The 12220-nt window shown below is 30.2% G+C and carries 12 protein-coding genes; 7 read left to right on the top strand and 5 right to left on the bottom strand.

Translation table 11 applies throughout. From position 1 onward, the window contains the following. The 3 genes from ACIQ16_RS08685 to ACIQ16_RS08695 all read right to left on the bottom strand — a co-directional run. On the bottom strand, window positions 1-1659 hold a 1659-nt coding region (locus ACIQ16_RS08685; RefSeq protein ID WP_396150641.1), incomplete at its 3' end, for a M56 family metallopeptidase. 2 nt (window positions 1660-1661) lie between these two features. Beyond that, the gene (locus ACIQ16_RS08690; RefSeq protein ID WP_396150644.1) at window positions 1662-2021 is read right to left on the bottom strand and encodes a BlaI/MecI/CopY family transcriptional regulator; all 360 of its coding nucleotides are present in this window, start codon (window positions 2019-2021) and stop codon (window positions 1662-1664) included. A gap of 66 nt (window positions 2022-2087) precedes the next feature. Next, window positions 2088-3320 (bottom strand): MDR family MFS transporter, encoded by a 1233-nt coding sequence (locus tag ACIQ16_RS08695; RefSeq protein ID WP_396150645.1) that lies wholly within the window; start codon window positions 3318-3320, stop codon window positions 2088-2090. Between the two features lie 50 nt (window positions 3321-3370). On the opposite strand from ACIQ16_RS08695, the gene ACIQ16_RS08700 reads away from it, so the two are divergent. Both ACIQ16_RS08700 and ACIQ16_RS08705 read left to right on the top strand, forming a co-directional pair. Then, window positions 3371-4045, top strand: a complete 675-nt coding sequence (locus tag ACIQ16_RS08700) for a TatD family hydrolase (protein WP_396150685.1) — start codon at window positions 3371-3373, stop codon at window positions 4043-4045. Window positions 4046-4048: 3 nt separating this feature from the next. Then, complete coding sequence (locus ACIQ16_RS08705; RefSeq protein ID WP_353076535.1) at window positions 4049-4765, top strand: tRNA threonylcarbamoyladenosine dehydratase; 717 nt, start codon at window positions 4049-4051, stop codon at window positions 4763-4765. Between the two features lie 54 nt (window positions 4766-4819). Here ACIQ16_RS08705 and ACIQ16_RS08710 read toward each other — a convergent pair whose 3' ends face one another. Together ACIQ16_RS08710 and ACIQ16_RS08715 are read right to left on the bottom strand one after the other, a co-directional pair. After that, a complete protein-coding gene (locus ACIQ16_RS08710) occupies window positions 4820-5767 on the bottom strand; it encodes a phosphoribosylaminoimidazolesuccinocarboxamide synthase (protein WP_396150647.1) in 948 nt (315 codons plus the stop codon). Between the two features lie 90 nt (window positions 5768-5857). Then, window positions 5858-6808: a PhoH family protein gene (locus ACIQ16_RS08715; protein ID WP_396150649.1), complete on the bottom strand. Its 951-nt coding sequence runs from the start codon at window positions 6806-6808 to the stop codon at window positions 5858-5860. Between the two features lie 108 nt (window positions 6809-6916). Here ACIQ16_RS08715 and ACIQ16_RS08720 point away from each other — a divergent pair, with 108 nt between their 5' ends. The 5 genes from ACIQ16_RS08720 (at window position 6917) to dnaN (ending at window position 11967) form a co-directional block, all read left to right on the top strand. Further along, a complete protein-coding gene (locus ACIQ16_RS08720) occupies window positions 6917-7747 on the top strand; it encodes an S-adenosyl-l-methionine hydroxide adenosyltransferase family protein (RefSeq protein WP_396150651.1) in 831 nt (276 codons plus the stop codon). Between the two features lie 107 nt (window positions 7748-7854). Then, window positions 7855-8151 carry a putative quinol monooxygenase gene (locus ACIQ16_RS08725; RefSeq protein ID WP_396150653.1) on the top strand — a complete coding sequence of 99 codons (297 nt, stop codon included), beginning with the start codon at window positions 7855-7857 and terminating at the stop codon, window positions 8149-8151. Between the two features lie 215 nt (window positions 8152-8366). After that, window positions 8367-9092: a gliding motility-associated ABC transporter permease subunit GldF gene (gene gldF, locus ACIQ16_RS08730; RefSeq protein WP_396150655.1), complete on the top strand. Its 726-nt coding sequence runs from the start codon at window positions 8367-8369 to the stop codon at window positions 9090-9092. Next, window positions 9092-10777 carry a gliding motility-associated ABC transporter substrate-binding protein GldG gene (gldG, locus tag ACIQ16_RS08735; RefSeq protein ID WP_396150657.1) on the top strand — a complete coding sequence of 562 codons (1686 nt, stop codon included), beginning with the start codon at window positions 9092-9094 and terminating at the stop codon, window positions 10775-10777. Before gldF ends, gldG begins: the two co-directional genes overlap by 1 nt. 71 nt (window positions 10778-10848) lie before the next feature. Beyond that, entirely contained in the window at window positions 10849-11967 is a 1119-nt protein-coding gene (gene dnaN / locus ACIQ16_RS08740; protein ID WP_396150687.1) for a DNA polymerase III subunit beta, read from the top strand. Window positions 11968-12220 lie beyond the last annotated feature (253 nt).

The raw sequence follows: 12220 nt of genomic DNA on the forward strand, positions 1-12220 counted from the left end.
TAAATATTTTTTATTAACCTCTGAAAAATAATTTGAATCAGGTGTTTCATCAAAAACAATCTCATCTGCTTCTATGATTTTGAATATTTGATTGTCATTTAATAATATTTCATCATTATTATTTATAAAAATATATCGACTATTTTCTGCATTATTATTGGAGTTTGATGTTGATTTTAATATGGTCTTCACAGTTTCCACTTCATAGTAATATCTATCACTATAAGCATTTCTATTATACTTTTCTTCAAATTGAGCGGGTGTAATTTCTTTCATTTCGCCCAATTCTTCATCGTAAGGGATTTTCATTTTCTCGGTTGGTCCTTTTATTTTACCATTTACAATTAACACAACTTCTTTTCCGTTTTTTGTCATATTATCGATACTAAAATACTTTGGATTTTCATTGGTTTCAAAACCATCAACTTCAATAACTTCATCTTTATTTACTTTTTCGGAAGTTGTACTTATTTCCAAAAAACCACACGTTTTTTCTTTATTTTTATCTGTATTTGCAAAAATCTTTATGTCATCAATTGGTGTAGTTGATTTTCTTTCAAAAACTTGATTATAAGTTTTACCACTATCAAAAACTAATTTTATAGCTATGATTTCATTACTTTCATTTCGTTGTACATTTGAAATAGTTAATGTTTGATCTTCATTTGAGAACATTTTTTCTAAAACTTCTAAGTCTTTATCCGTTTTGTCTTTGTTTACGATTGATGAAAAACCTGAAGAAAAACTGTATTTATTTGTATCTTCTTCAACAAATTTTTCTTGTGCAATAGTTTCGATTTGAAACAATAACATAAATGCGGTTACAAATGGAAGAATAATACCAAATTTCCAAATGTTTTTTCTGTTTGATTGATTTGAGTTTAACATAATGATTCTTTTTTTAATTGATGATTGATTAAATGTATTCACTATTGAAATATTTGAAGCTTGAGTAGATACTTTCAACATCGTTCTTTGGTAATATACTTTGTCTGAAACGTGTTGGATAGCAAGATTATCAGCTAAAAATTCTAAATTTTGCACCATACTTTTTCGGTACAACCAAACTATTGGATTAAACCAAAATAGTATGATGAAAAACTGAGCTGCTAAAGTATCTAAGCTGTGTTTTTGATTAGAATGTACTTCTTCGTGTTTGATTATATTTTCTAACTCTGTAGGATGAATAACATCTGAATTAAAAATAATATAATTAAAAAACGAAAATGGCGTATGAACTAAATTTGTATTCACATAAACTAATTTATTTCTTTTCTCCGAGTTGGAAACGTTAATGATTTTAATCAATTTTATAAAATCAAAAACGGTTTTTATTAAAAAGCCAAAACAAATGATTCCATAAATCAGAAATACTATTTCTTGATTAGTCAATAATGGTTCTTGTATTACTTCTTTTGAAATTGGCAATATTTGAATTTCATTATTTTCAATGGAATTACTCACCATCCGCTTGACTTCGTAATACTCTATTTTAGTAAATGTTACAAATGGCAAGATAAGGGAAACAAATAATCCTGAAAGCAGAAACCATCTCGATTGCTTATAAAATGTTTCTTTTGAGAGTGCGAATTGATACACCAAATAAAACAATACTAATAAAGCATTGACTTTTAATATATAGGTAAAAACAGTCTCCATAACTATTTCTTCTTTTCGATGATATCTAAAATCTCACGAAGTTCGTCTGCTGAAATTTTTTCTTCTTCGGCAAAAAACGAAACTAAATTTTTGTATGAATTACCAAAATAATTCTGAATAGCCGTCTTCATAAAGGTTTTTCTGTATTCTTCAATATCCACAATAGGATGATATTGATGCGTATTTCCATACGCATTATAAGAAACGTATCCTTTTTCTTCTAAATTTCTAATGATAGTAGAAAGTGTGTTGTAGTGTGGTTTGTCTTCTTTAAATTCAGCCAAAACATCTTTTACAAAAGCGCGTTTTAGCTTCCATAAAATGTGCATCACTTCTTCTTCTTTGTTGGTTAATTTTTGCATAACATATATTTTAGTTAAGCAAATGTATAACTATATTTTTAGTTATACAACTATTTTTATAGTTATTTAACTATTTTTAACGTTTAGCTTTTCTTTTTCCACCAAACGAAACACATAAACACCTATTAAAGTACCAATAATACCAAGTGATCCCATAAATAACCAATTGGCTTGATATCCATAAGTATCAATTAAAACCATTCCTATTTTTGCACTTAAAATATGAGCCAAACTATAACTCATAGCAAAAATAGCCATATAACGACCTTGATGATGTTTCGGTGCGCGACTTAAAGCAAACGCATTTGAAAAAGGAAAATTAAACATTTCTGCAAACGTCATAAACAACATCATAATTAATAAAATGCCAGCCCAACTGTTAAGTAACATTAAAAACAAACTGATACTCATTAAAAAACAACCTAAAATAATCACCTTTAATTTGTCTTTTTTATGCTTTTCAATATAATTTACTATTGGCATTTCGAGGAAAAAGACCAAAACACCATTAAATGTTAATAGCAAACCTGTTTGTAGTTCGGTTAACCCGAATTGTTCTCTGTGATAAATTGGAATAGTTGTAAATAATTGAAAAAACATAATTCCTACAATTAAAGAAGTCGTTAAAAATAACCAATAAATTTTATCTTTAAAAACAGATTCTACTAATACTTCGCCAGGTTGATTTTTATCTAAATAGGTCGATTTTTTCTTTTCTTTTACTTTAATCCAGAAAATTAAAATAGCAATAATACAGGTTAATCCGTCTACCCAAAACAATCCTTTGTAGCCAATACTCATAATGATTAATCCGCCTAACGCAGGTCCGGCAGCAAATCCAAGATTAATGGCTAATCGCACTAAAGTTAAAGCTCTTGTTCTGTTTTCTGGTTTTGCATAGGCTCCTAAAGAAACAAACATAGCCGGTCGGAACATATCTGAAACCGACATAATTAAAAACACACTCAAACATAATCCGTAAAATGAAGTAACATATTGCAGTCCAAAAAACATTAAACCACTTACCAATAAACTGAATATCATTATCTTATAAAAACCTATAATGTCTGATAATTTTCCGCCTAACCAAGAACCCAACATAGAACCGAAGCCAAAAAAGACCATAATGGTACCAACTTGCGTTAAAGAAAAATGTAAATCTTCGTGTAAATATTTAGATAAAAATGGCAAAACCATTGTTCCTGCCCTATTAATAAATGTTACGAGGGTAAGAATCCATACTTCTCGTGAAAAACCTTGAAAGTTAGAAATGTAATTGCGAAACGCTTTTTGAATCATAATAAAGTATCTGGTACAAAATTAATCAAAAATAGTTACCAAAATGTAGTATTTTTGCAAAAAGAAATTTAATGAAATTTGTAAATTTACATACTCATTTTTATACCAATTCCGATTCGATATTGGAAATAGTAAATCAATATCCAAATGAATTTATAGAAGATATTCCGCACTATTCTATCGGGATCCACCCTTGGTATATTTCTGATGAACGCGTAAATGAAGATTTAAATTTTATTAAAAACAAAGTTCAATTAAAAGAATGTATTGCATTAGGAGAATGCGGTTTAGACAAACGAATCGAAAAGAAAATGGACTTGCAAATACACGTTTTTGAATCGCAATTATCCCTTTTAAATGAAATTCCAAAACCTGTAATTTTACATTGTGTTGCGGCATTTGATGAAGTAATATCTTGTAAAAAAAATAGTGGACTTCAATCACCTTTCATCATACACGGATTTTCAAAAAACATTCCATTAGCGAAACAACTTTTAAATCAGGATTTTTATTTGTCTTTTGGAAAATACTTGCTTCGTAATCCAGAAATGGAATCTGTTTTTAAATATGTTCCAAATGAAAGATTTTTTTTAGAAACAGATACAATTTCGGAAAGTTTGGAAGAAGTTTATACTTTTGCAGCAAAATGTAAAAATATTTCAGTAGAAAAAATGAAAGAAATAGTTTGGAACAATTACCAATCTGTTTTTAATAAAATGCAATAAATTATGGCAAAGTGGCAAGAAAGAGCAGCTTTATTATTTAAAGAAGAAGGATTAAATAAATTAAAAAATTCAAACGTATTAGTTGTTGGGTTAGGTGGTGTAGGTTCATTTGCAGCGGAATTTTTAGTTCGTGCGGGTGTGGGTCAACTGACAATTGTAGATGGCGATACCGTAGATATTACTAATATTAACAGACAATTACCAGCTTTACACAGTACTATTGGCGAACCAAAAGTTAAAATTGTAGGCGATAGATTAATGGATATTAATCCAGAATTAAACTTAATACGCATTGAAGAATTTTTATCACCGGAACGTGCATCAGAAATTGTAACTACTGAATTTGATTATGTGTTAGATTGTATTGATAGTTTAACGCCAAAAATCAATCTTTTAGTTGCTGCTAAACGCAAAAAGATAAAAGTAATCAGCAACATGGGAGCAGGCGGAAAATTTGATGTTAATAAAGTTGTCGTTAGAGATATTAGTAAAACTGAAGTTTGTCCTTTAGCTAAAAACATTAGAAAAAGATTAAGAAAAGAAGGCATAAACAAAGGTGTAAAAGCGGTTTATTCCATTGAGCATCCAGATGCTACAAGTATTAAAACTACAGATGGTTCTAACTACAAAAAGTCCTTTTACGGCACAAATAGTTGGATGCCAGCACTTTTTGGATTACATGCTGCAGAAACAGTGGTAAAACATTTGATTAAGGAATAAAAATAATAAAACCTGACAGGTTTTTGAAACCTGTCAGGTTTAATATTTAAAGTATTACTTCACTAAATATGCTTGAACATTATTAAAAATGCGTTCCTCAATATTTGAAATATCTTCTTTTACGAATTTTTCTCCTAAAATATTTTCAAATAATTCAATGTATCTATCTGAAACGGTTGCAATATATTCTGCAGTCATTTCAGGAATTTGTTGTCCTTCTTTACCTTGAAAACCATTTTCAATTAACCAACGACGTACAAATTCTTTTGATAATTGTTTTTGTTCTTCGTTATTGTTTTGTCTTTCTTGATATCCATCAAAATAAAAATAACGAGAAGAATCTGGTGTATGAATTTCGTCAATTAAAACAATTACTCCTTCTTTTGTTTTACCAAATTCGTATTTTGTATCTACTAAAATTAAACCTTTTGAAGCGGCAATTTCAGTTCCTCTTTGATATAAAGCTCTTGTGTATTTTTCTAACACTAAATAATCTTCTTCACTCACAATTCCGTTAGCTAAAATCGCTTCACGAGAAATATCTTCATCGTGTGAACCGTTATCAGCTTTAGTTGTTGGCGTGATCATTGGTGTAGGAAATTTGTCATTTTCTTTTAAACCTTCTGGCATTGTAACACCACAAATCGTTCTTTTTCCTAAAGCATATTCACGAGCAGCGTGTCCAGATAAATAGCCACGAATTACCATTTCAACTTTAAAGGGTTCGCATAAATGACCCACAGCTACATTCGGGTCAGGAGTGGCAATTAACCAATTAGGTACAATATCTTCTGTTAATTGCATAAATTTTGTAGCAATTTGATTTAATATTTGCCCTTTATAAGGAATGCCTTTAGGTAAAACTACATCAAAAGCAGAAAGTCTGTCTGTAGCAATCATAACTAATAAATCGTCATTAATATTGTACACTTCTCTAACTTTTCCTCTGTATACGGATTTTTGACCTGTGAAATTAAAGTTTGTAGTTGTAATAGTGCTCATATAGTGTGTTGTTGTTTTGTTTTGCAAAAGTAGTTTTAAAATCATTTTTTAACAAAAAAAGAGGCGTTTATTTTAACACCTCTTTTAAAATTAATCTGTATTTTCAATACTTTTATAAGCATTAATTACTGCTTTTACCAATCGGTGTCGAACAATATCCTTATCATCAAGATATAATATTCCGATGCCGTCTACATCTTTTAGAACCAAAATAGCTTCTTTTAATCCAGAAATGGTTCTTCTGGGCAAATCTACTTGTCCTGGATCTCCAGTTATAATAAATTTTGCATTTTTCCCCATTCTTGTTAAGAACATTTTCATTTGAGAATGCGTTGTGTTTTGTGCTTCATCTAAAATCACAAAGGCATTATCTAAGGTTCTTCCACGCATAAATGCCAATGGTGCAATTTGAATAATTCCTTTTAATATATAATCTTCAAGGGTCTGTGGCGGTAACATATCGCGTAACGCATCATATAAGGGTTGCATATACGGATCTAATTTTTCCTTCATATCACCAGGAAGAAACCCTAAATTTTCACCTGCTTCAACTGCAGGACGAGTTAAGATAATTCGTTTTACCCGTTTTTCTTTTAGCGCTTTAACAGCAAGTGCTACACCAGTATAGGTTTTTCCAGTTCCTGCAGGTCCTACTGCAAAAACCATATCGTTTTTAGCTACAAAATCAACTAATTTTTGCTGATTGGGTGTTATGGCTTTAATTAGCTTCCCTCCTAACCCGTGAACTAAAATTTGATCGCCTGTAGGCATCTCCCCTGTTTGTTGGGCATCACCTTCAATAACGCGCATAATTACGTTGTCATCAATAGTGTTGAAACGAGTAAAATGAGTCATCAAACGACGAAAACGTTTTTCGAATTCATCTAACACTTCCGCTTCTCCAAATGCTTTTAAAACAGTGCCTCTTGCTACAATTTTTAATTTCGGATAATACTTTTTAATTGTCTCTAAATGAGTGTCATGTGCGCCCCAAAAATCTTTAGGTGCAATGTTTTCCAATTCAATAATTTTTTCGTTCAAAGGCTTTAATTTTAAATTGTTTTAAATCTGTAAAAAAAAGAGTAATTTTGTAACATTCAAATATAATAAAAACAAGCTTTCCATAATAAATAAGTTATAAACAATACAATGTCAATAATTACGCTTACTACAGATTTTGGTTTAAAAGATCATTTTGCGGGAATTTTTAAGGGTAAGATATATTCATTATTACCTGAGACAAATATTGTTGATCTTTCACATAATATAGATAAATTTAATGTTTTAGAAGCCAGTTATTTATTATCTGTTTCTTATTCGCATTTTCCAAAAGGAACAGTGCATATTGTTGCAGTAGATGCTTCCAGAAATGCAGATACCACACATATTGCAATGTTGTTCGATGGGCATTATTTTATTGGTGCTGATAATGGAATTTTTGGCGGTTTAATAAACAAACGAAATCCAGATAAAATTGTTCAAATTACTATTCACGACCGATTGATTGATGGTTCTAGCGATTTAGACGTATTTGCAACTGTTGCTACTCATTTAGCAAAAGGTGGCGAAATGACAGTTATTGGTTCGCCAGTAACGGAAATTAAGAAACGGAATATGTTAGTTCCTATTTTGGATCAAAACTTAAATTCTATTCGCGGACATATTGTCTATATTGATGATTTTGGGAATTGTGTTACGAATATTTCAAAAAAATACATAGAAGAAATTGCAAAAGGCAGACAATATTCCGTTCGTTTTTCTGTTTACACAATAAAAAGAGTCAAAAATAATTATGCCGATTTTAAAAACAACACCACATCCGATTTGAATGCAATAGCTGGAAACGAAATAGCGATTTTTAATGAAAATGATTTTTTAGAAATTGCCGTTTACAGAAGCAATCCAAAACGTTCTGGCTCTGCGCATACCTTATTGGGTTTAAAAATACAGGATGCTGTTATTGTGGAATTTGAATCTTAGGTTTTGGGTATAAGGTTTTGGAATTTGGAATTTGGAATTTGGGATTTGGGTTTTGGGATTTGGGTTTTGGGATTTGGAATTTAACTATTGGAATTTAAATAATATATATGTTAGTACGAATTGTGAAACTCACCTTTCAAGAAGATAAAATTGCAGATTTTTTAAACAATTTCAATGAAATTAAGCATCAAATAAGAAGTTTTGAAGGCAATGAATTTTTAGAATTGTATCAAGACAAACAAGATACTCGCATTTTTTTTACTTACAGTTATTGGAAAGATGAAGCCGCATTAGAAAAATACAGGAAATCAGCTTTATTTAATGAAGTTTGGAGTTACACTAAAACGCTTTTCGCAGACAAACCGGAAGCGTGGAGTGTGGATAAATTGGCTTCTTTAGCATAAAAAGTTAAAGAGCCACGAATTCACTAATTTTAAAATTTACAAATTGCAATCATTTGTATCGACTTTGTCGATAATTAATTCGAATAAAATTTAAATTATCAAAGAACATTCGAAAATTCGTGGCAAAAAATAAAATACAATCAATCATATTTAGATTAAAGTTTCAAGATTCAAGTTTATAAATTACTTTTGTCAATATAAAACAAGCATAATATATGAAAGCAGTATTGCTACGTGAAATAAAATCGTTTTTTGGTTCGCCAATTGGCTATTTAGTTATTGCTATTTTTCTGTTATTAAACGGATTATTTCTTTGGGTTTTTGATGGAGATTTTAATATTTTAAATTCTGGATATGCTGATATGAGTCCATTTTTTAAATTAGCGCCTTGGATTCTTATTTTCCTGATTCCAGCAGTAACAATGAAAAGTTTCTCAGACGAAAAAAAGCAAGGCACTTTAGAAATACTTTTTACCAAACCTTTAAGTCTTTGGGAAATTGTTAATGGTAAATTTCTTGGGGCATTTATTTTAATTTTAATTGCCTTAATGCCTACACTTTTTTATGTGTTTATAGTTTCAAGTTTTACAGCAGCTCAAAATAGTTTCGATTATGGAAGTACCATTGGTTCGTATTTCGGATTATTATTTTTAATTGGCGCATACACTTCAATCGGAATTTTCACTTCTACCCTTTCAGACAATCAAATAGTGGCTTTTATTATTGCTGTTTTTTTATGCTTTTTCTTTTATTTTGGGTTGGACGGATTATCTAATTTGTTTGGTAATTTCAGTGGAATTATCAAAACGTTAGGGATGGATTTTCACTTTAAAAGTATGAGTCGTGGTGTATTAGATACTCGTGATATTATTTATTTTATTAGTATCACTATTTTATTTTTAGCTGGAACTGTTTATCAACTTAAATCGCTTAAATGGTAATGAAAGACGTTCAAAAAAATAGTTTAAAGAAATTAGGGTTTTTAGCGATTGGTTTATTTATTTTAAACTTTGCGAGTTATTATATTTACAAACGTTTCGATGTTACGCAAGACAAAAGATATACACTTTCTGAAACCACAAAAAAAATTATTGACAAAGTAGATTCGCCATTAATTATTGATGTGTTTTTAGAAGGCAATTTTCCTGCCGATTTTAAGAAACTTCAAACGGAAACACGACAATTATTAGAAGAATTTTCCGCTTACAATTCAAATATTACGTTTCAATTCGTAAATCCTATTGAAAAAGAAGAAGAACGCGTGGAAGTAATGAAAAAATTCTTTGAAAAAGGATTAACACCTATAAACGTAACCGTTGAAGAAAAAGGAAAACAAACACAAGAAGTAGTTTTTCCTTGGGCAGTTGCCAATTATGGTGATAAAGGAGCAAAAGTGCAATTATTGAAAAATTTAATGGGCGCTTCAACGGAGAAAAAAGTAGAAAGTTCCGTACAGCATTTAGAATACGCTTTTGCTGAGGCAATTCATAAAATTTCGAATGAAAAGCAACGTAAAATAGCAGTTATTAAAGGAAATGGCGAGTTAGAAGATATTCAAATTGCCGATTTTTTAAAAACCATAAGAGATAATTATTATATAGGTCCAATTACTTTAGATTCGGTAGCTACACAACCTAGCGAAACATTAAAAGCGTTAAATATATACGATTTAGCCATTATTGCAAAACCACGAGAAAAATTTACAGAAGCAGAAAAACAAGTGTTAGATCAATTCATAATGAAAGGTGGAAAAACACTTTGGTTAGTAGATGGTACAACAGCTGAAATGGAAAATTTGTACAATGAAACTGGTACAACTTTAGCCGGAATAAACGATTTAAACTTAACCGATATGTTCTTTAAATACGGATTTAGAATTAGTCCGCAATTAATTAAAGACGAATATGGTACTCCTATAAAATTAGCTTCTGGTAATGAAGGAAGTGAAACTCAAATGGAAACCTACAATTGGAAAATGGCACCATTTATTTATCCTGCTTCAAAAAAACACCCGATTGTAAAAAATACGGATGGCGTAAAATTCGACTTTTGTTCGCCAATTGAACTTTTAAAATCATCGCATTCAATAACCATTTTATTGGAAAGTTCTCCTTATTCTAAAACCATTGGAATACCAACTGTGGTGTCTTTGGATATGATTTCAGAAGAAACAACACCTAAAGATTATCCAAATGGCGGACTAATTCCAGTAGCCGTTTTATTAGAAGGTTCGTTTACATCAATGTATAACAATCGTGTGTTACCTTTTAAAGATGGGAAATTTTTATCTAAAAGTGCTCCAACAAAAATGATAGTAATTTCTGATGGTGATGTGATAAAAAATCAAATTGACAAAGGCGCACCAATTGAATTAGGATATGATAAATACACCAGTCAATATTTCGGAAACAAAGAATTTATACTAAATAGCGTAAATTATTTATTAGACGATAACGGACTTATTAACATTAGAAGTAAAGATGTAACCCTTCCTTTATTAGATAAACAAAGCGTACAAGACAACTACAGTCAAACACAAATGCTAACAGTAGCGCTACCAATTGTTTTGTTAGCAATATTCGGATTTATTTTTACGTATTTAAGAAAGAAAAAATATAATCGTTAGTTGTTAATAAGTATATTTTTAGATTTAATTGTAACCCATTATATTTGTAAAAGCAAAAAAAATTAAAAATGATGAATTTTATAGTATCCAGTTCGTATTTATTAAAACAATTACAAGTTTTAGGAAGCGTTATTAATAGTAACAACACCTTACCTATACTTGATAATTTTTTATTTGAATTAGATAATAATCAATTACACGTTTCGGCTTCCGATTTAGAAACTACGATGTCGGCAAGTTTAGAAATTGAATCAAACAGCAAAGGAAGTGTTGCTATACCAGCAAAATTATTATTAGATATTTTAAAAACATTTCCAGAGCAACCGTTAACGTTTACAGTTGAAGAAAACAATACTGTTGAAATTAGTTCAAATTCTGGTAAATATGCGATTGCATATGCTGCTGGTGAAGAATTTCCAAAAGCAGTTGCGTTAGAAGACCCTTCTACAACTATTGTTCCTGCAGAAGTATTAGCAACAGCAATTGGAAAAACTATTTTCGCAACTGGTAACGACGATTTACGTCCAGTAATGAGTGGTGTATTTTTTCAATTCTCTACAGAAGGATTAATTTTTGTAGCTACAGATGCTCATAAATTAGTAAAATATGCTCGTGCAGATGTAAAAGCATCTCAAAGTGCTGAATTTATTATGCCTAAAAAACCTTTAAATATTTTAAAAGGAATTTTAGCCACTTCAGATGCAGAAGTAAAAGTAGAATATAACGATTCTAACGCTACGTATTCATTTGAAAACTACATCTTAACGTGTCGTTTAATTGATGGAAAATATCCAAATTACGAAGCGGTAATTCCAAAAGAAAATCCAAATAAATTAATTTTAAGTCGTGTTACGTTTTTAAATTCGGTTCGTCGTGTAGCTATTTTTGCTAACAAAACTACGCACCAAATTCGTTTAAAAATTGCAGGTACTGAATTAAATATTTCAGCAGAAGATATAGATTATTCAAACAAAGCAGACGAACGTTTAACGTGTGATTACCACGGAGACGATTTACAAATTGGTTTCAATTCTCGTTTTTTAACCGAAATGTTAAACAACCTAACAAGTGATGAAATTCAATTAGAAATGTCATTACCAAACAGAGCCGGAATCCTTACTCCTATTGATGGATTAGACGAAGGCGAAACGGTTACTATGTTAGTAATGCCAGTAATGCTAAATAACTAACCCTTCGACTTAGCTCAGGGTACAAAATGAGTATTCATAATAGAATGAAGAAATAATTTTCAACATTCAAAATTATATACAACCAAACTAACTACTACTTAAAACCACAATTGCTTTTTGCTTTTGTGGTTTTTTTATTGGTGGTATGGGTACACTGATGAAGCAAATTAGAATGAATTAAACTGATTTTTAAATTTGATAATTCGTAGCAAAAAAATTAACACCACGTTTGTCACCCTGAAAGGGTCTCAAA

Origin of the sequence: Flavobacterium sp. (assembly GCF_044360715.1) — a bacterium.
Taxonomy (GTDB): Bacteria; Bacteroidota; Bacteroidia; order Flavobacteriales; family Flavobacteriaceae; genus Flavobacterium.

What these genes read in the sequence shown, in the direction of transcription:
- gldF (WP_396150655.1), top strand. Translation starts at nt 8,367, where the DNA reads ATGAAAGCAGTATTGCTACGTGAAATAAAATCGTTTTTTGGTTCGCCA.
- ACIQ16_RS08725 (WP_396150653.1), top strand. Translation starts at nt 7,855, where the DNA reads ATGTTAGTACGAATTGTGAAACTCACCTTTCAAGAAGATAAAATTGCA.
- ACIQ16_RS08705 (WP_353076535.1), top strand. Translation starts at nt 4,049, where the DNA reads ATGGCAAAGTGGCAAGAAAGAGCAGCTTTATTATTTAAAGAAGAAGGA.
- ACIQ16_RS08710 (WP_396150647.1), bottom strand. Translation starts at nt 5,767, where the DNA reads ATGAGCACTATTACAACTACAAACTTTAATTTCACAGGTCAAAAATCC.
- dnaN (WP_396150687.1), top strand. Translation starts at nt 10,849, where the DNA reads ATGAATTTTATAGTATCCAGTTCGTATTTATTAAAACAATTACAAGTT.
- ACIQ16_RS08695 (WP_396150645.1), bottom strand. Translation starts at nt 3,320, where the DNA reads ATGATTCAAAAAGCGTTTCGCAATTACATTTCTAACTTTCAAGGTTTT.
- ACIQ16_RS08690 (WP_396150644.1), bottom strand. Translation starts at nt 2,021, where the DNA reads ATGCAAAAATTAACCAACAAAGAAGAAGAAGTGATGCACATTTTATGG.
- gldG (WP_396150657.1), top strand. Translation starts at nt 9,092, where the DNA reads ATGAAAGACGTTCAAAAAAATAGTTTAAAGAAATTAGGGTTTTTAGCG.
- ACIQ16_RS08720 (WP_396150651.1), top strand. Translation starts at nt 6,917, where the DNA reads ATGTCAATAATTACGCTTACTACAGATTTTGGTTTAAAAGATCATTTT.